General features: G+C 48.9%; 23 protein-coding genes, 1 tRNA gene and 1 pseudogene. 16 read left to right on the forward strand and 9 right to left on the reverse strand.

Features of this window, described 5'->3' with window-relative positions:
• Positions 1 to 3 precede the first annotated feature (3 nt).
• From ON05_RS12720 to ON05_RS12730, 3 genes are read left to right on the forward strand one after another with little or no spacing between them, the layout of a single operon-like run.
• Positions 4 to 786, forward strand: a complete 783-nt coding sequence (locus tag ON05_RS12720) for an SDR family NAD(P)-dependent oxidoreductase (RefSeq protein WP_010482048.1) — start codon at positions 4 to 6, stop codon at positions 784 to 786.
• Between the two features lie 33 nt (positions 787 to 819).
• On the forward strand, positions 820 to 1,500 hold the full coding sequence (locus tag ON05_RS12725; protein ID WP_010482049.1) for a cupin domain-containing protein: 681 nt from the start codon (positions 820 to 822) through the stop codon (positions 1,498 to 1,500).
• Positions 1,497 to 1,883, forward strand: coding sequence for an OsmC family protein (locus ON05_RS12730; RefSeq protein WP_010482050.1), 387 nt, complete (start codon positions 1,497 to 1,499; stop codon positions 1,881 to 1,883). The genes ON05_RS12725 and ON05_RS12730 overlap by 4 nt, the downstream gene beginning before the upstream one ends.
• A 42-nt stretch (positions 1,884 to 1,925) precedes the next feature.
• On the opposite strand, the gene ON05_RS12735 is transcribed toward ON05_RS12730, so the two are convergent.
• The 4 genes and pseudogenes from ON05_RS12735 to ON05_RS12750 form a co-directional block, all read right to left on the reverse strand.
• On the reverse strand, positions 1,926 to 2,459 hold the full coding sequence (locus ON05_RS12735) for a hypothetical protein (protein WP_010482051.1): 534 nt from the start codon (positions 2,457 to 2,459) through the stop codon (positions 1,926 to 1,928).
• A gap of 187 nt (positions 2,460 to 2,646) precedes the next feature.
• Positions 2,647 to 3,282, reverse strand: coding sequence for a hypothetical protein (locus tag ON05_RS12740; RefSeq protein ID WP_010482053.1), 636 nt, complete (start codon positions 3,280 to 3,282; stop codon positions 2,647 to 2,649).
• Positions 3,283 to 3,705: 423 nt separating this feature from the next.
• Positions 3,706 to 4,197: a hypothetical protein gene (locus tag ON05_RS12745; RefSeq protein ID WP_010482054.1), complete on the reverse strand. Its 492-nt coding sequence runs from the start codon at positions 4,195 to 4,197 to the stop codon at positions 3,706 to 3,708.
• Positions 4,198 to 4,363: 166 nt separating this feature from the next.
• A pseudogene (locus tag ON05_RS12750) lies at positions 4,364 to 5,478 on the reverse strand (IS630 family transposase).
• A gap of 505 nt (positions 5,479 to 5,983) precedes the next feature.
• Here ON05_RS12750 and yghU point away from each other — a divergent pair.
• From yghU to ON05_RS12770, 4 genes are all read left to right on the forward strand, one after another.
• The gene (gene yghU, locus ON05_RS12755) at positions 5,984 to 6,847 is read left to right on the forward strand and encodes a glutathione-dependent disulfide-bond oxidoreductase (protein WP_010482156.1); all 864 of its coding nucleotides are present in this window, start codon (positions 5,984 to 5,986) and stop codon (positions 6,845 to 6,847) included.
• Positions 6,848 to 6,957: 110 nt separating this feature from the next.
• Positions 6,958 to 7,191: a ribbon-helix-helix domain-containing protein gene (locus ON05_RS12760; protein ID WP_010482158.1), complete on the forward strand. Its 234-nt coding sequence runs from the start codon at positions 6,958 to 6,960 to the stop codon at positions 7,189 to 7,191.
• The gene (locus tag ON05_RS12765) at positions 7,178 to 7,438 is read left to right on the forward strand and encodes a type II toxin-antitoxin system RelE/ParE family toxin (RefSeq protein WP_010482161.1); all 261 of its coding nucleotides are present in this window, start codon (positions 7,178 to 7,180) and stop codon (positions 7,436 to 7,438) included. The genes ON05_RS12760 and ON05_RS12765 overlap by 14 nt, the downstream gene beginning before the upstream one ends.
• Before the next feature lie 30 nt (positions 7,439 to 7,468).
• Entirely contained in the window at positions 7,469 to 7,864 is a 396-nt protein-coding gene (locus ON05_RS12770; RefSeq protein ID WP_010482162.1) for a cupin domain-containing protein, read from the forward strand.
• Between the two features lie 8 nt (positions 7,865 to 7,872).
• Here the strand turns inward: ON05_RS12770 and ON05_RS12775 are convergent, their stop codons facing one another.
• Positions 7,873 to 8,262: an MAPEG family protein gene (locus ON05_RS12775; RefSeq protein ID WP_010482164.1), complete on the reverse strand. Its 390-nt coding sequence runs from the start codon at positions 8,260 to 8,262 to the stop codon at positions 7,873 to 7,875.
• 42 nt (positions 8,263 to 8,304) lie between these two features.
• On the reverse strand, positions 8,305 to 8,772 hold the full coding sequence (locus ON05_RS12780; protein ID WP_010482165.1) for an SRPBCC family protein: 468 nt from the start codon (positions 8,770 to 8,772) through the stop codon (positions 8,305 to 8,307).
• 144 nt (positions 8,773 to 8,916) lie between these two features.
• Here ON05_RS12780 and ON05_RS12785 point away from each other — a divergent pair, with 144 nt between their 5' ends.
• The 5 genes from ON05_RS12785 to ON05_RS12805 all read left to right on the forward strand — a co-directional run bounded on the left by ON05_RS12785 (position 8,917) and on the right by ON05_RS12805 (position 12,128).
• A complete protein-coding gene (locus ON05_RS12785) occupies positions 8,917 to 9,810 on the forward strand; it encodes a LysR family transcriptional regulator (protein WP_010482167.1) in 894 nt (297 codons plus the stop codon).
• A 203-nt stretch (positions 9,811 to 10,013) separates the two neighbouring features.
• Positions 10,014 to 10,463 (forward strand): MAPEG family protein, encoded by a 450-nt coding sequence (locus ON05_RS12790; RefSeq protein ID WP_010482169.1) that lies wholly within the window; start codon positions 10,014 to 10,016, stop codon positions 10,461 to 10,463.
• 14 nt (positions 10,464 to 10,477) lie between these two features.
• Positions 10,478 to 10,981, forward strand: a complete 504-nt coding sequence (locus tag ON05_RS12795; RefSeq protein ID WP_010481524.1) for a winged helix-turn-helix domain-containing protein — start codon at positions 10,478 to 10,480, stop codon at positions 10,979 to 10,981.
• A 13-nt stretch (positions 10,982 to 10,994) separates the two neighbouring features.
• On the forward strand, positions 10,995 to 11,537 hold the full coding sequence (locus ON05_RS12800) for an IS630 family transposase (RefSeq protein ID WP_010481522.1): 543 nt from the start codon (positions 10,995 to 10,997) through the stop codon (positions 11,535 to 11,537).
• 150 nt (positions 11,538 to 11,687) lie between these two features.
• Complete coding sequence (locus ON05_RS12805) at positions 11,688 to 12,128, forward strand: VOC family protein (protein ID WP_010481521.1); 441 nt, start codon at positions 11,688 to 11,690, stop codon at positions 12,126 to 12,128.
• Here the strand turns inward: ON05_RS12805 and ON05_RS12810 are convergent.
• Positions 12,125 to 13,270 (reverse strand): alanine--glyoxylate aminotransferase family protein, encoded by a 1,146-nt coding sequence (locus ON05_RS12810; RefSeq protein ID WP_010481520.1) that lies wholly within the window; start codon positions 13,268 to 13,270, stop codon positions 12,125 to 12,127. The genes ON05_RS12805 and ON05_RS12810 overlap by 4 nt on opposite strands.
• 269 nt (positions 13,271 to 13,539) lie before the next feature.
• On the opposite strand from ON05_RS12810, the gene ON05_RS12815 reads away from it, so the two are divergent.
• From ON05_RS12815 to ON05_RS12830, 4 genes are all read left to right on the forward strand, one after another.
• Entirely contained in the window at positions 13,540 to 13,770 is a 231-nt protein-coding gene (locus ON05_RS12815; protein WP_010481519.1) for a DNA-directed RNA polymerase subunit omega, read from the forward strand.
• The gene (locus tag ON05_RS12820) at positions 13,767 to 14,450 is read left to right on the forward strand and encodes a hypothetical protein (RefSeq protein ID WP_010481518.1); all 684 of its coding nucleotides are present in this window, start codon (positions 13,767 to 13,769) and stop codon (positions 14,448 to 14,450) included. Before ON05_RS12815 ends, ON05_RS12820 begins: the two co-directional genes overlap by 4 nt.
• A 9-nt stretch (positions 14,451 to 14,459) precedes the next feature.
• A complete protein-coding gene (locus tag ON05_RS12825) occupies positions 14,460 to 14,822 on the forward strand; it encodes a DUF1818 family protein (protein WP_010481517.1) in 363 nt (120 codons plus the stop codon).
• Between the two features lie 32 nt (positions 14,823 to 14,854).
• Positions 14,855 to 14,928: transfer RNA gene (locus ON05_RS12830), tRNA-Pro, on the forward strand.
• 196 nt (positions 14,929 to 15,124) lie between these two features.
• Here the strand turns inward: ON05_RS12830 and ON05_RS12835 are convergent.
• Positions 15,125 to 16,414, reverse strand: a complete 1,290-nt coding sequence (locus ON05_RS12835; protein ID WP_010481515.1) for a glucose-1-phosphate adenylyltransferase — start codon at positions 16,412 to 16,414, stop codon at positions 15,125 to 15,127.
• A 78-nt stretch (positions 16,415 to 16,492) separates the two neighbouring features.
• The gene (gene glpX, locus ON05_RS12840) at positions 16,493 to 17,533 is read right to left on the reverse strand and encodes a class II fructose-bisphosphatase (RefSeq protein ID WP_010481513.1); all 1,041 of its coding nucleotides are present in this window, start codon (positions 17,531 to 17,533) and stop codon (positions 16,493 to 16,495) included.
• Between the last annotated feature and the right edge of the window lie 30 nt (positions 17,534 to 17,563).

Consider the following 17,563-nt stretch of genomic DNA (forward strand, 5'->3'; position numbering starts at 1 on the left):
ATCATGTCTCAATCTTTTACAGGTCAAAAACTCATCGTTGTCGGCGGCACCAGCGGCATGGGCAAAGCCGTTGCCCGCATCGTCCTTGAACAGGGAGGATCCGCAGTCCTAATTGGCCGTCAACCCGGCAAACTCAACGCAGCCATTGAGGAATTAAAGGTCTATGGTCCGGTATCCGGCGAGCAAGCTGATATTACCAACCCAGAAGAACGTCAGGCTCTAATCACCCGCCTCAATCAGTCCCATGCAGATTCCACTTTATTGGTGAACGCGGCTGGCGTCTTTCTACCCAAACCTTTTCTGGAGTACGAAGAAGCCGACTACGATCTCTACTTAGAACTGAACAAAGCCACCTTCTTTATTACCCAAGCTGTCGCCCAGAACATCATCAATAACCATCGCAAAGGGGCCATCGTCAATGTCGGTTCCATGTGGGCCAAGCAAGCCGTGCAGGCCACTCCGTCTTCTGCCTACTCTATGGCCAAAGCCGGACTCCATTCCCTTACTCAGCATCTCGCCATGGAACTGGCCGATCATAATATTCGAGTCAATGCCGTTTCCCCCGCCGTCGTCGCCACCCCCATCTATGAAGGGTTTATTCCCAAAGAAGAGGTCCATGGAGCCCTACAAAGCTTTAATAGCTTTCATCCCATAGGTCGCATCGGCACCCCTGAAGACATCGCTGAAACCATTGCCTTCTTACTATCCGATAAAACCAGTTGGGCGACAGGCGCAATCTGGGATATTGATGGTGGCGTCATGGCCGGTCGAAACCAGTACAGCTAGCGTTGCAGACAGTAAACAGAAGAGATAGACACTATGAAAATTCACGCAGATCTAACTCAACGGGCAGTTGTTCATAGCGACGGCCTACCTTGGGTGGAGTCTCCCATGCCTGGGGTGCAACGCCGCATGTTGGAACGGGATGGCAAAGAAGTGGCTCGGGCGACTTCCATCGTTCGCTATGCCCCCGGCAGTGCCTTCTCTGCCCACACCCACGGAGGTGGCGAAGAATATATTGTCCTAGACGGTGTGTTCTCCGACGAGCATGGCGATTTTGGTCCAGGCACTTATGTCCGTAATCCGGTTGGCTCAAGTCACACCCCCCATAGCAAAGAAGGGGCCACCATTTTGGTTAAACTCTGGCAAATGGATCCAGCGGATCAGCAGCCGGTGGTAATTGATACGACCCAAGCAGAATGGGTGCCGGGGTTAGTGCCGGGGTTGCAGGTGCTACCGCTACATCATCACGGTACGGAGCAGGTGGCCTTCGTGAAGTGGGCACCGGGGACAAAGTTCCAAACCCACCAGCACTGGGGCGGCGAAGAGATCTTTGTCCTAGACGGCACCTTTGCCGATGACCAGGGCGTGTATCCTCAGGGAACTTGGTTACGCAATCCACCGGGCAGCATTCATACCCCCTTTAGTGAAGAAGGCTGTCTGATTTACGTGAAAACGGGACATTTAGAGAACGTCTATCATCCAGGAGAATCCTCATGATTTCGGTTCAAGTTGCCTCCAATCATTCCCGGTATGGCCAAGATATTTCTATTCGCCATCTACACCTAGCTGCAGATGAACCGCCTTCCCTAGGAGGTGATGATGTGGGTCCTACCCCAACGGAATTGATTTTGGCGGGCTTAGGCTCATGCAAGGCAATCACCCTACAAATGTATGCTGAACGCAAAGGATGGCAGCTAGAGTCCGTGGGGGTGGAGTTGAGCTACGACTCCGATGATCAGCCGCCCACCATTCAGGCCAAGCTCAGCCTCGAAGGTGACCTAGATGAACAGCAACGACAGCGGCTTCGAGATATCAGCGATCGTTGCCCGGTTCATAAGCTTCTGACAACCCCAATCTCTATCCAAACGCAACTCACTTAATGCCTGCTTTTTAAGCCTTTTAACAACGTTCCGTTATTCTGCTTATCGTAGTCTGTGAATTGGATCTTGGTCGTGAAACCCAATGCAAATATGTACACTGGGTAATTCATGGTCATGTATCACAGTGTTGATAACTTCGGTGGTTCTTGCGATTAAGTACAAAGTAATTGCAGTTGCTTCGTTAGTGTTGCAAAAATGGTCAGTTTGCGCGTAAATCGAGGCAAAGTCATCTTGAGAAGCAGCGTCAATGCTGTGTTCGAAGTAACATGCCCAATCGTCATCTTTAGCCTCTAGCGGATGATATTGCGGACAGATGAAAAAAGTGGAATCCCAACCATTATCCAGATCATATTCCAAATAGATGGCTGCGCATGGTTGTTTCGGCGCTTCGGAAAGAGCCAAGGCAAACGAAGATGAGATGGCATCACGATACGGCGATAAGTCTATATTGCGGATCAATGATGCAGCTCCCGCGTTGTATGTGCTGCAAAGAGATGCATAATGATTGGCAAATGCTGACCAATCATCAGCAAATATCCGATCCTGCATAACATCTAGTTCTGCGAAAATATCCATCGTCAGTCAAGCCACATAACCATAGATGCCAGTAAACAAGAATCAGATACTACCTACTGTATGCCCCTCTATCTTTGAGAGATTAGATGCTTCCTAACTAGGCCAAACCCATAAGTCATTTTATCTGCGAAGAATCTCATTTATGCCCAGCTTGTAATTAACGATAGGCATCCCCACTCAAACCCCATTAGCGAGGCTGGAATATTTCTGGTAATTGATGAGAAGGAGGTGATGGGGAGAGATGCTCGGCTATCAACGAACAGGAAAAGGCAACACCTAGGATGACGATAATTCCTCGTAGGATATTTAGCATCAAAGCATGTGTCTGTTGTCGCGTGAGTCGCCGTCTCAAAATGATCCGAAACAAATCATTCCGGGTATGCTCAACTTCTACCCAGAAGGAGATCCAGAAAATGACGAGGATGATGAGCGGTAACACCAATCGATCTTGAGCTGCACTATAGTCCATATCCCCCGAAGACAAAAGCAACAGGTGGAGGCCATACCAAAACACGGACCAAAACCCAACAAAGATCAGCACTGTAGGATGGGGGGTGAGGGTGAGATGAATAACAGTGCCCCCTGAAAATGTTTCAAACCGTCCTTTGATGTAAGGTTCGCTAGCGTTTGGACGACCAATGGGAATGCGGTTCATCTTAAAACCAGACGGTGTCACTGATCCTTCATAGGGTGCATGGTTCAGGTCATAGGTTGATCGAAAGGTTTTGGGAGGTTCTATTTGGGCTTGCAATCTCTCCATCACTGTTTGTAAGGGGGCAGACGTTTGTATCACAAAGCGATCGCGCGGTAAAAGGTGAACCATAGTTGATCACTCACTTTAAAGATTTTGAAACGACACATGAGTGCCAAAGATACTGAGCAGATGCGATTTCAGATGGCGTGATTTTCCAGAAATTAGGTCTACCAAAACGAGGAGCACCCTAAGAGACTGGCCATCTGTACCTAACGTTTTCAACAGGTGTCATCTGTCTCGATCCCCAGCAGAGATAACTTTTCAACGATTTGAGGCTGGCTTACGTGCAGCTTCTTTTCAATCCAAATTGCAAAGATATTGGCGGGTATGACTGATTCCGTTTATCGATCACTCAGGCATGCCGATCACTGGCAGCATCAACCAATCTCCATTACTGAGACCAGAATAAGTTAGATACTCCTCTCACTGGAGACGGTTTAGAGACACGGCTGAGCAGGTCAATATTGCACGGATAGCGTGCATCAGCGTTGTTTAATGGCGTGTCACTTGTCCACCGATGATATTCAGCAAATCTTTACGGCTGCGCTCCACCTCAAACCAGAAACTCATCCAGAAGATGAATAGCACGAATAAAGGCAGTCCCAAGATCAGTAAAGCTTCAGAATTAGCCACCTCCCCTGACAAGCCGATTGCTAAAGCACCACTGTAAAAAGCGAGGAACCACATCACTAGAAAGCTCATAACAAAAGGGTGAAGCTTCATAGAGATATGCACGACCGTTCCCCTTGCAGGTGTCTCAAATCGACCTTTGATTTGGGGAATAAACGAGTTACGTCCTTGGGGAATTCGGTGCATCGAAAAGCCCGCTTCTGAAACAGATCCTTCATAAGGCGCATTGTTTCGTCGATAGGACCATCGAAATGCCTTCGGAGTTTCTACATGAGCTTCCAGTCTTGCTATAACAGCTTGCAAGGCATCGGGAGTTTGGATAATAAAGCGATCCTGCGGTAAAAGGTGAACCATGATGATCACTCACTTTTAGATTCTTGAAACGACGATTAAATGTCAGGAGTACTCAGCAGGTCCGGTTTCAGGTGGAATATGTTTCTAGACATAGATCTATCCAACCAGAAAGCCGATTGAGAGATGGAACATCTGTACGGTAGTTCCTAGTGCTTCACCACAGTGATTATGACAGGGTAGTTTGGGGATAGAGTCGGCTGAGTTTAGTTCGTGCATCATCCACTGTAAATAACCAATTAACCGTCGTTTTATCTCGGTTACGCCTTTGTTCCCATGCAGTGACCTCATGCCGGAGTTTTTCAATATCAGGAATTCGTCGATTTAAGCACTGCCTAGAAAGAGCCGAAAACTCAAACTCAACCATATTGAGCCAACTGCCATGTTTTGGAGTGTAGTGAAACTGGATGCGACTGAGAATCCTCAAAGCTTCATCAGGTTTGAAGGTTTTGTAGAGTGCAGCGGGAGTATGGGTGTTGAGATTGTCTAAGACAACGTACACTTGTTGAGCATCAGGAAACAGACCATCTACTAGATACTGCATGCACACCCCAAAGTCCTCACTTTTTCGATGCTCAGTCACCTTCAAATGTCGCCAACTTTAAGCGGTTGAAAAAGCCAAATATATTACAAGTGCCCTTGCGCTCATATTCATGGTCGTAGCGTTGGGGACGACCGGGCTTTGGTGGACGGGGCACCCGGGTTTCGCCAATCAGTTGGCAAGGCCGTTCATCAAAACAAACAACAGGCTCCTCAGGATGGTAGGGTTGGGCATACAAATCTAGAACGTTCTCCATCCGCCAAACAAAGTCTGCGCCTACAGTAGAAAAACACCACTGCTCTTTTAGCCACGGCTTAAGCTGTTTTTTCGAGCGTGCGTCGCACCGTTTCATCCGATAGGCTTTCGACGACGTTGAGTTCAACTAGCCGTTCTGCCAATAGCTGCATGGTCCACCGGCAACAACCGGTAGGTGGGTCGCTACAAGCTGTCGCAATGAGCAAGGCCTCTGCTTTGCTATCGAGCTTCTTTTGCCCCCCTGGCCTGGGACGCTCATTGAGGGCGAACTCCACACCACCTTCCACAAATTTCTGGCGAGTACGATGCACGGTAGAGATGCCTGCATTGAGCATTTGAGTAATGGTGTCGTCTTTGTGTCCCTTATCTGCCAACATCAAAATCTGGGCTCGTTTCATTTTTCGCGCTGACAAGGTTCCACGTCGGGTGAGTTGCATCAGCTCACTGCGTTCTTCAGGCGTTAGCGTCACAATATATTTATCAGGCATGATTGGTTGGCTAAAAACAGCTAGATTGTTTCTAGCTTACCTATCTAATTCAGTGTGGTCGAGCACTAGCCAGATGCAATATGGATACTCAATTGGCTCTATCAGAAATATTTCTGCTTAGAGGTGCCACTGCTGAATGACTGCCAGTCGCTACCTTTCAGGTCTGATGGCTATTGGATATGCTTACCATCTTGTGAACTGATGCTGGGCAGCTTCTACTCTGACATGCAAAGAAGTAATCTTTTATTCCTCTGATTGCTTCTTCAACATCTATGATCTGGCATCCATGGCTGAAATTCAGTGATCGGAATCATACGACGAGTCCCATCTCAGCTAGGACTGCTCAGCACACAGCAATCAGGGGGCTTCAATGTGTCGTTTTTAAGGTCATCCACAGACATTAGGCTATGACGAGCATGGCAGGAACGATAGTCTACCGTGCAGGTGAGGATGCGACAGCGCTAATGTTGAGACAGCCATACCTGTCCTGCATTGGAGACGAATCATGAGTAGCGACTACACTCCCCCCAAAGTTTGGCAATGGGATTCAGAAAGTGGGGGGACTTGGGCCAAGATTAACCGCCCCATTGCAGGGCCAACCCATGAGCAAGACTTGCCCGTGGGTAAACATCCTTTGCAGCTCTATTCCATGGCAACCCCCAACGGCCAGAAAGTCACCATCATGCTAGAAGAACTCTTGGCGTTAGGTGAGGCTGGGGCTGAATACGATGCCCATTTAATCAAAATTGGGGATGGCGACCAGTTCAGCAGTGGATTTGTGGATGTGAATCCCAACTCCAAAATTCCGGCTCTTGTAGACCACTCCACTTCAACTCCAACCCGCATCTTTGAATCTGGAGCTATCCTCCTGTACCTCGCAGAAAAATTCGGCCAGCTTCTACCCACAGAACATGCAGCTCGCACCGAATGTTTATCCTGGTTATTTTGGCAGATGGGGTCAGCGCCCTATCTCGGGGGTGGCTTTGGTCATTTTTATAGCTATGCTCCCACCAAAATTGAATATTGCATCAATCGTTTCACCATGGAGGTGAAGCGCCAGCTCGACGTTCTCAATCGCCATCTTGAAACCCACCCATTTATGGCTGGCGACGATTACTCAATTGCTGATATTGCCGTCTGGCCTTGGTATGGCGGGGTAATTCGCAATACTCTATACGATGCCGCAGAGTTTATCGATGCCCCCTCTTATACCCATGTGGTGCGTTGGGCTCAGGATATCGCTGATCGACCAGCAGTCCAGCGGGGCCGCATGGTCAACCGCACTTGGGGAGCCTTGTCAGAACAGCTTCATGAGCGCCATGGTGCCGATGATTTCCAGACTAAAACGCAGGATAAGCTTAACCCGTAGCTTTCTCTAGGGGGAATGGACGAAAATCAGTCAATCCTTAGTATTGCAATAAACATTTTAACGTTTAGACGTTAAAATGTTGTGGTGTCTATATGCACTAGAGCAACGATATGAATGAGTCATCCAAGCGTTCAACTATTTACTTTGAACCGGAATTACATCAGGCATTACGTCTCAAAGCAGCATCGACCGATCGCACGGTATCGGATCTCGTGAATGAGGCCGTCCGTCTAGCTTTACAAGACGACCAAGAAGATCTAGCGGCTTTTGATGAACGAGAACAAGAGCCTACGATGACCTATGAAGAACTGCTAAATGATTTGAAAACAAATGGCAAATTATAAGATCGTTTTCAAGCGATCTGTTGCCAAAGATCTGCGCCGTATTTCTAATCAGGATGTTACTAGAATTCTCAATCGGATTGAATCCCTTGCCGTTGATCCTCGGCTAGGGGCAGAAAAACTATCTGGGCAGGAGAGGTATCGCATCCGACAAGGCGTTTACCGGATCATTTACGAGATTGTCGACCAAGCATTAATCGTAGTTGTTGTTAAAGTTGGCCACAGACGCGATGTGTACAAGAATCGCTAATAGCACTTTCAGGTAATTCAGGAGAGAGTGATGGCTGGAACAGATATTAAAACTCACCCCATTCATCTGGGGTTGGGTGCAACGGCAGAAGCTGAACCCGTATTTACAGGGTCGATGGAATGGTATATCGACTATGCTAAACGCCATGATTCTGACGGTTCCGAAGGGCGCTTAGTCAGTATGCACTCCTTCTCGGAGGCTTGGGATGTTTGGGAGATGCATCCGCAGGGCAGTGAGGTCGTCCTGTGTATTACGGGAACGGTGACGCTGCATCAAGAAGAGGCAGAGGGTTCTGTGACCACCACCCTTAGTCCTGGCGAATATGCCATTAATCAGCCTGGTGTTTGGCATACTGCCGATGTCGAGGAAGCAGCGACGGTGTTATTTATCACTTCCGGTATCGGCACCCAAATTCGGCCCCGGTAGATTGGCACTTACAACACCTGACTGGCAATCAGACCCATGCCGATCAAAGAGCCACCAAAGGCAAAGCTGCGCACCACGGGCACGCCAAAAACATATAGGGGTAAATAGACCACTCGACTCAAAAAATAGAGCCACGCCCCCACGGCACTGACGCCATTGGTATGGCCTGTGGCCTGCACCAGCAGCAATAAACCCAATGCCCAAGGCAAGGTCTCTTTGAAATTATGGTTGGCTCGCTCGCCTCGAATGCCATAGGTATTCTGGCGAGGGGGTAAATTATCGCGGGGACCGAGCAGAACCATCGGCCCAACTTCAAAAATCCTGGTCATTGAACCAATACTAAGGTGAATCATGGCCAAGATCAGCGTCAGCAAGAAAACGGTTGTTTCGGGAGTCATCGTTATCAGGAGTATAGGGTTGATTCAAACGTTGTCACGGTCTTAGGCCGCAGTGACGACTTGACCTTGCGTGACATAAGCATCATTGCCTTCCAGGAGGGCATGGAGCATTCCTGCAAATTTAGGTTTCATCATGGGGAGCATCAGCTTGCCGAGTAGCCCCAACTTCGGTTCAAAGTCCATACTCATGCTGACTTCAGTTCGATTCGCCATGACTTTACGGAAGCGTAAGGTTGCTTTTGCGCTTTTCAGGGGCATGGTTCCCTCATAGATATTGAAGGTCATCCGCTGGTAGGGAATATACTCAACGACTTCTTCGCGAATCCAGTTATTGCCGTCCTTGAGGTCGCACTGCCGCTTGGCTCCTTGCCCTTTCGGGAGAGAATCTTCAAGGAGATGGGAATGGGTAAGGTTGGGATTGAATTGGTAGATATTGCCAAAGTCATCCCAACTCTCCCAAACCTTTTCGAGGGAGGCATAGATGGTTCGATATACGGTCACATTCGCCATGATGATGCTCCTATGCAGGCTGAGAAGATCAACCGATTGGGGTTGATAGTGCCAACTGGCTTTCCTTCGATAGTATGTAATCATTCCTGCATTGAGAAGTCTAAAACAAGCACCCTATCGTTGCATAAATGCACCAGAGGAATCATGAACTGGGATGATTTGAGAATTTTTTTAGCGATTGCCCGTCAAGGGTCAGCTCGGGCTGCTGCTGCCAAGCTGGGGGTTCACCACTCCACCATCACGCGTCGAATTGATGCTTTTGAATCCACCCAGAGAACGCGACTCTTTGATCGGTTACCGAGCGGCTATGCCCTGACCCTAGCGGGGGAAGAGCTACTGGCAGGGGCGACTCGGGTTGAAGACGAGATGAATGGCATTGAACGCCATATCCTCGGGCAAGATATTCAGCTACGGGGCAATCTTCGCGTCACGATGCCAGATGCTTTAGCAGTTCATTTCCTCATGCCAGATTTGGTCTGCTTTATGGAGACTTATCCAGAGGTGAACTTGGAAGTCCTGATTTCCTATGAGGTCTATAACCTCACCAAGCGAGAAGCGGATGTTGCCATTCGCGTCACCGAAAACCCGCCTGAACATTTGGTGGGGCGAAAAGTGGGATGTTATCACTGTGCCAACTATGCATCTGTAGATTATTTAGCAGCCCATGCACTGCCCGAGAATACGGAAGGGGCTTATTGGATTGGTTGGGATGCACCCACCCCCTATCCAGACTGGGTGCGCAAAAGTGAGTTTCCCCATATTCCAGTGCGGGGGCGATTCAATAATGCGATCGCACAACTCGCAGCAGCCAAAGCCGGTCTGGGACTTGCCCGTATCCCTTGTTTTTTAGGCGATCCAGAACCCACCCTAAAACGAGTTCCTCCCGGTCAGAGTGCCCCCTGCCATGACGTCTGGATTTTGACCCATAAAGATCTGATCTCAACAGTACGCATCCAAACCTTTATGGACTGTATGTCCAAAGCCTTTCAGCAAAAACAGGATTTATTAGAAGGGCGTTGTCCTGACCTCTCCGCTTAATTGCCAATCGGTGAAACAGTACCCAATCGAGGACTGGTCGCGATGGGCTACGACTCCTAAGCTGAGTTTGCAAGAGCCTTAGCTCTGTCTAGATGTGATGCACTAAGACGATTCAGCCTAATTTGCTTCTGGGTTTTCTAAGCCTGATCACCGAACTATCGACCCTTCATTGATGTCCCTTTCGCCTATGGAGACCATAAACCATGAATCAACAGGCTATTTTTGCCCCCATTTTTGTGATGTTTTTACTAACGTTGACGGTCTGGATCTATATGTATGCCCGTCGCATTCCCTTCATCATCAAAAATAACTTCCCCCCTGAAAAAATGCGGCCCCTAGAATTTGCCCGAATCTCTCCACCTAGCGTCTCTAATCCTTCGGACAATCTCAAAAACCTCTTTGAGTTACCCGTGCTGTTTTACGCCCTCGGCAATTACCTATTTATGACCCGCCAAGTCGATGGGTTCTATGTGTTCTTAGCTTGGATATTCGCGGGTTTTCGAATTTTGCACAGCCTGGTTCACTGTACAATTAACCGAGTTTTGCTGCGGTTCTATCTCTATCTGGCCGCTGCCGTCGCCCTATGGTTGATGATTTTGCGGGCAGGCTGGCAATATCTCATACCAAATCCGATTTATATAACTCCGATATAATGCATAATTAGAGAATGCCAAGAAAACTATATCTCGAACCTCATTTTTCGCCCGAGGAGCTGAAGTCTCATTATCGAGCCAGCCAAGACCCAGTAGAATCGCGCCGCTGGCATCTACTATGGCTCGTCAGTGAGCAAACAACGCTAACTCAAGCAGCCCAAGTGGTCGGTCTCAACTACGATTACGCTCGAGAAATCGTCAGGGAGTATAACCACAATGGCGCCCATGGGTTACGCAACCGACGCAAAGATAAGCGACCTCATCAATCTCGCAGTCTTCTCACTCAAGACCAATGTGCACAATTGTTGACTCGTCTACAAACCCCACCCACCGACGGTGGTCTATGGAACGGACCTAAAGTAGCCCAGGTCATCGCTCAGATGACCGGAGTCGAGAAGGTGTGGCCCCAACGCGGTTGGGACTATCTCAAGCGATTGGAGCAGTCCCTGCAATGCCCACGTCCTCACCACCGTAAAGGTAAACCAGAGGCCCAAGCCGCTTTTAAAAAAACTGCCTGAGTACAAAGCAGAATTGGAGCGACGCTACCCTAATGCTCAGGTCGAAGTTTGGTCTTTTGATGAACATCGTTTAGGCCTTAAACCCATTATTCGAAAGATTTGGGCACCTGTGGGTCAGCGTCCGATTGCTGAGGTGGACCATCGCTATGAATGGACCTATCTATACGGATTCGTTCATCCCGCAACTGGCAATACCGAATGGTTCATTCTGCCTCGGGTCAATGGAGAATGGTTTAATCAAGCCCTACAAAGCTTTGCTCAGCAAGTTGGAGCGGGAAAGCACAAACAGATTCTTCTCGTTCTCGATGGAGCCGGATGGCATACCTGTAAAAATCGGGTGGTACCTAAAGGCATTCATCTGAAGGTTTTACCCCCCTATTCTCCAGAGCTTCAGCCCGCTGAACGGTTGTGGCGGCTAGCGGACGAACCACTGGCCAATCGATGCTTTGAGACCCTGGATGAGTTGGAAGATGTGCTCGAGCAGCGCTGTCGAACTTTAATGACCATGCAATCAGACATTAAAGCTCTCACTCACTACCATTGGTGGCCAGCTTGACAGATAAGATATTTCGGGGGTTAATGAGTCGGATTTGGTATCAGTAGCGTCTGATACCTGTCCCAAAAACGACTGAGCATTCTCAGACAAATGCGTCAAAATTGAAAAAAGATAGCACACCTAAAATTGCAGAGTAGGTTTGGTACGGATATGACTGCATTACCCCAAGGCAAGCTACGCAAAACCCATCACTTTGCCCTAAATGTCAAAGACCTACAAACCTCCCGGCATTTTTATGGCACTATTTTGGGCCTGCATGAACTGACGGGTTCTGAAGTTCCAGCAACCCTTGTCGAACTTGTGAAACAGGGGCGGATTAGTAACTTCGTCACCCCGGATGGGTGGGTTTTAGACCTCTTCTGGGAGCCTGATTTATCTCCTCCCAATCCAGATCCAGAACAGCAGTTTACCCGCGCCAATCACTTGGCCTTTGATATTGCCCCCGACGCCTTCGACGAGGCCGTACAGGTTTTGCAGGCGAATCAAGTTGCGATCGCACAAGGCCCCGTTACCCGACCCACCGGGCGGGGCATTTATTTCTATGACCCCGACGGGTTCTTACTTGAAATCCGCTGTGATCCAGCAGACTAGCGATTCAAAGTGTACTTAAAGGCATCCAAAACCATATGGACATTTTCAGGACGGCTATTAAAGCCCATCAGTCCAATTCGCCAGGCCTTGCCAGCCAGTTCTCCTAACCCATTACCAATTTCGATATTAAAGTTTTTCAAGAACTGCTGGGTGATGGCTTTACCATCCACTCCATCTGGAATCCGCACTGTAATTAACGAAGGCAGTCGGTGCTGACGTTCCACATAGCACTCCATACCCAGAGAAGCTAACCCCTCCCACATCAACTCGGCATTGGCTTGATGTCGCGCCCAGCGTTCCGCGAGTCCTTCTTCGGCAATCAGACGAAGGGCTTCCCGAAAGCCGTAGATCATATTAATAGGTGCCGTATGGTGATAGGTCCGCTCCGACCCCCAATATTTGCCCACCATCGACATATCTAAATACCAGTTGGGCACTTTTTTCTCTCGCTGGTTGAGCTTCTCCACCGCGCGAGACCCTAAGGTGAACGGACTAATTCCCGGTGGGCAGCTCAGACATTTTTGGCTACCGCTATAGGCCATATCCACACCCCACTCATCCAAAAACAGAGGTAAGCCCCCTAAGCTAGTCACCGTATCTGCCAACAGCAAACAATCATATTCTCGACACAAGTCGCCCACCCCTTCCAGTGGTTGACAGGCCCCCGTAGATGTTTCCGCATGAACCAGCCCCAAAACCTTGGGACGATGCTCTTCCAGGCCAGCTTTCAATTCATCTAGAGAAAAGACTTCCCCCCAGGGTTTATCGATACGACGCACATCCGCCCCATAACGTCCAGCCATATCCATCATTCGATGACCGAAATAGCCATTGACACCCACTAAAACCACATCTCCTGGTTCGACAGTATTGGCCAAAGTGGCTTCCATAGCCGCGCTTCCCGTCGCGCTGACCGGAATCGTGGTTGGGTTCTCCGTTTGCCAAGCATATTTAAGCAGAGACTGGACTTCATTCATCAGCTCAATAAAGCAGGGATCCAAGTGCCCCACTTGGCGCATTCCCAACGCTTGTAAAACTCTGGGATGGGCGTTGGACGGCCCCGGCCCCATTAATAGACGGGGCGGAACATCTAGCTGAGCGGTTTGCTGACGATGGGTCTCATTGATGGCAACGTTGGTCATAGGAATGGGCCGGAATAGGTATGAAGAGGGTCAAGCGATCAGGCTGATCCAGCAATGGTCATGGATGGCCCCATAGGGCAACATCCCGATTCAGGGTCAGTGATAGTGCATTTAAGACGTGGCAGTCTGAAAACGACGCTTGGATCTTAAGCATGCTTTGCATATCCTACAATCAATCAGTCCTCGTGCCCGCAGAGTTTCTAGGCTGCTTGTCTCGGGACGAGAGCATTATTGCTAGACTAGTAAGCAGTCCATTCTCGAGAAACTTTATGTCTAAGCGCCCCACCATCGACACCACGCATATTATGCGGCGAGCTGAAGAATTGATTAGCGCTTCTTCCAATCGATACCGCATTACCGTGCAAGTTGCGAACCGGGCCAAAAAGCGTCGTCGCCGCGAGAATTTAGAAGACTTTGAAGATGCTGGCATGAAGTCCGTGATGCAAGCCATTATCGAAATGTCTGATGAACTGACGCAACCGGAGATTATTGGCGAGTGACCCCTAACCTCACTCTGATTCAGCGATCCAAGCGGGCACTTCTGTGTGCCTCCTTGGTCGCCAGCGGCTGGATGCTAGCCCAACCAGCGGTTGCCCAGCGCCTAAACGCCAAACTGGCAGCGGATGCGGTCTACTCTCAATTGCCGGAGTTACCGCAAGAGAACCAGTATGTGCGCCGCAAGGGTAATAAGCCTGCTCCCAATAGCACGTTGGTCAGTCGACTAATTCGGTATCACACCCAGGTCAAGGGCCGATCACCTCAGTATCGGTTTGACTGGAAAATCACCCTAGCGGACTATCTAGGACTCCATGAAAACTTGCGAGAGGAAGAATATCCGGGGCAGTCGTACTTAAAGACGAATCCCATGGAGAGCGATCGCAAGTTGATTCGCCAGTTCACCCGCCAGCAGCGCCTGGCATTAACTCAAGCCCTTAGCGATCTATATGCGAGTCAAGTCCCCCAGCAGGCAGCCCCTCCACCAGAGAAACAACAGCCGGAGCCACCCAAGCCTGCGGCAGCCCCAGATCCAGAACCGATCTCTCGTCCCAAACTCATTCCCTTACCTGGTTCGGGCAGCGCCGATCTCTTACGACCTCAAACAACGCCCAAATCCACCTCACCTCAGTCCACTACCCCCACTCGCAAGCCTACAGGTGAGGCACAAAAGCTCACATTTTAAAGGCTAAGAATGGACCGACAGCTCAAGGAGGGCAACGGTTGGCGCTTAGGGTGGCAGCCTCAGGCGGCGTTTTCCACCCTACTTGGCACCAATGAATGGGCGGTGGAGTTAACTACTGAAGAATTTGCTGATTTTCGTCGCCTGCTCTTACAACTCGTCGAGTCCATCTCCCAATTACAAGATCAATTGATGACCGAGGAAACCATTGCCTGTGAGGCGAGTAGTGATTTGGTTTGGCTAGAGGTGCAAGGCTATCCCCAGCAGTTTGCTCTCAGTTTTATCCTGTTGAATGGTCGCCGAGCAGAAGGGCATTGGTCTGCAGAGAGCACTGCTGAATTGGTGGGCGCTATCCAAACAATTGAAGTCTTTTAATCAGAGTTTTATGTTAGGCTTGTAAAGCAAAACGGGGCGTAGCGCAGCTTGGTAGCGCACCACTTTGGGGTAGTGGGGGTCGTGGGTTCAAATCCCGCCGCTCCGATTGGCTTAGAACCTCCTCTAGTAGGAGGTTTAATGATTTTAAACGGCCTTCAATCGCAACTTTTCAACAAGAAAGAAACGCATCATTCTCAGATAGAAAAGTTAAAGGGTCAACCTACTATTCTGGTTATAAGATCAGGGGTTGACCCTCTATTGGCAATCATTAATTCCGACTGGAAATAGAGGGTCAAGATCGGTTAGATCTCTGTGCCATCAGGAATGATTGCATTCTTCAGAATGACAACAATCCCACTCCGAATATAGAAGCCTTCATCCTCATGATTCGCTTCCTCCACCTGGGCTTTATTGACGATTTTGACGTTCTTGCCAATCCGGGCATTTTTATCAACAATTGCTTTACGTATAACAGTATTTTCTCCAATCCCTAAGGGCACTCTGCCTTGATCCAGATCAGCTTGTCGCTCAGACAGAGATTGATAATAATCAGACCCTAGCCACAACACTTTGTCCAGAGTGCAATGATCGTCTACATAAGAGCGAACTCCTAGAACAGAATGGTGAATTTGACTTTTTTTGACAATACAGCCCTCACCAACAATGGATTCCGTCACCCGGCAATCCAGAATTTTACTAGGGGGTAAATATCGGGCTCGGGTATAAATGGGAGCCTGCTCATCGTAAAAACTAAATTTGGGTTTTGGCTGTTGTGCTAACGCTAGATTAGCCTCATAGAACGCTTCAATCGTTCCAATATCTTCCCAATAATCATCAAACAGAAATGCCTGGATATTGTGATTCGCAGCAGCCGTGGGAATCACCTCTTTGCCAAAGTCAGTGTGCTCAAGATTAGATTCCAGTAAGTCGATCAGAACCTCTTTTTTGAATACGTAAATCCCCATAGAGGCAATATAAGGTTGCTCACGGGCCTGTTCTGCATTCAACCCGAGCAACGTGGTATCCACCTGCATTTGGGTTAATTCATCTCCCGAGGGTTTCTCACAAAAATCTCCCACACGGCCTGATTCATCCAGTTTCATCAAGCCAAAAGCAGAAGCCCGTCGCTCATCCATAGGAACCACAGAGATCGTAATATCAGCATTGGTATCACGATGTCGTTGGACAAATCGGCTGTAGTCCATGCGGTACAGATGGTCTCCAGAAAGAATGAGATATTCATCCACATCCCATTCCTTGAGCAACTGCAAATATTGACGAACCGCATCGGCCGTTCCTGCAAACCAACCTGAGTTATCAGGAGTCTGCTGAGCAGCCAAGACCTCGACAAATCCTTCGGTAAAATTCGAGAAATTATAGCCCCGACTCAAATGTCGATTGAGAGACGCGGAGTTGAATTGAGTGAGGACATAGATTTTATTGATGTCTGAGTTAATACAGTTACTCACAGGAATATCAATCAGACGATATTTACCTGCTAAGGGTACTGCAGGCTTAGCCCTCATTTTTGTTAAGGGATAGAGTCGGGTGCCAGCACCGCCGCCAAGAATAATGGATAGTACGCGTTTCATATTTCCTCGCTAAATATAATGTTTAATCACAAAGGCGTAACGAAAAGGCCCTGAGTCTGGGACTCAGAGCCTGAGAGCTTAGTGCAATTGCAAAGCTCGGTGTTTATCGTCCAGTTTGTGGATGGTATCGACAAATCGGACCGTTTTGGATTGCGTGGAGATAATCAGAGATTCAGTTCTCACGCCTCCAGGGAAAAAGCGAGCCCCTTTCATTAGGGTTCCGGGGGTTATGCCGCAGGCGGCGAATAAGACCGTTTCGCCACAGGCCAGCTCTTCTGCCTCATAGATGCGATCTGGGTCATCAATCCCCATCTCTTTTAAGCGAGCGAGGTTGCTCTCCTTGCTTTCACCAATCAATCCAGTCTGGACAATTTCTGGGTCGTAGATCAGCTGACCTTGGAAATGTCCTCCCAAAGCCCGCATGGCAGCTGCAGAGATTACGCCTTCTGGCGCTGCGCCAATCCCCATTAAGGCATGAATATTGGTGCCCGAAAACGCACAGGATAAAGCCGCTGAGACATCTCCATCCTCAATCAAACGGACTCTGGCCCCTGCCTCTCGAATTTCCTTAATCAAACCGTCATGGCGTGCCCGTTTCATCACGACCACGACCAACTCAGAAATAGAGCGGTCTAAACATTCAGCAATGATCTTCAGGTTTTCTGTAGCGGATTTGCGAATATCCACTTTGCCTTTAGCCGCAGGAGGGGCAGCCAGCTTCTTCATATAGAAGTCAGGAGCAGCAAATAGGCCACCTTTCTCAGAAATAGCGAGAACAGCCATGGAACCATTCTGGCCATAGGCGACGAGGTTAGTGCCTTCACAAGGATCGACGGCAATATCGATCTCAATCAGCTCATCCAGAGTGCAGAATTCAGCAGCATTTTCTTGGGTGCAAATCCCAACTTGCTCACCGATATAAAGCATCGGGGCATCATCCCGTTCCCCCTCACCAATCACAATCCGACCCCGCATGTGGATTTTATTCATACGGTTCCGCATTGCATCCACAGCCACGGCATCTGCGGTGTCTTTCTCACCTTTACCCATCCATAACGCAGATGCGATCGCAGCTTGCTCTACGACTTCAATAATTTCTAAACCAATCACATTGTCCATTTCGTTTCCCTTAAAGTTCGTTGTTAATGA

This window comes from Acaryochloris sp. CCMEE 5410 (assembly GCF_000238775.2).
GTDB lineage: Bacteria > Cyanobacteriota > Cyanobacteriia > Thermosynechococcales > Thermosynechococcaceae > Acaryochloris.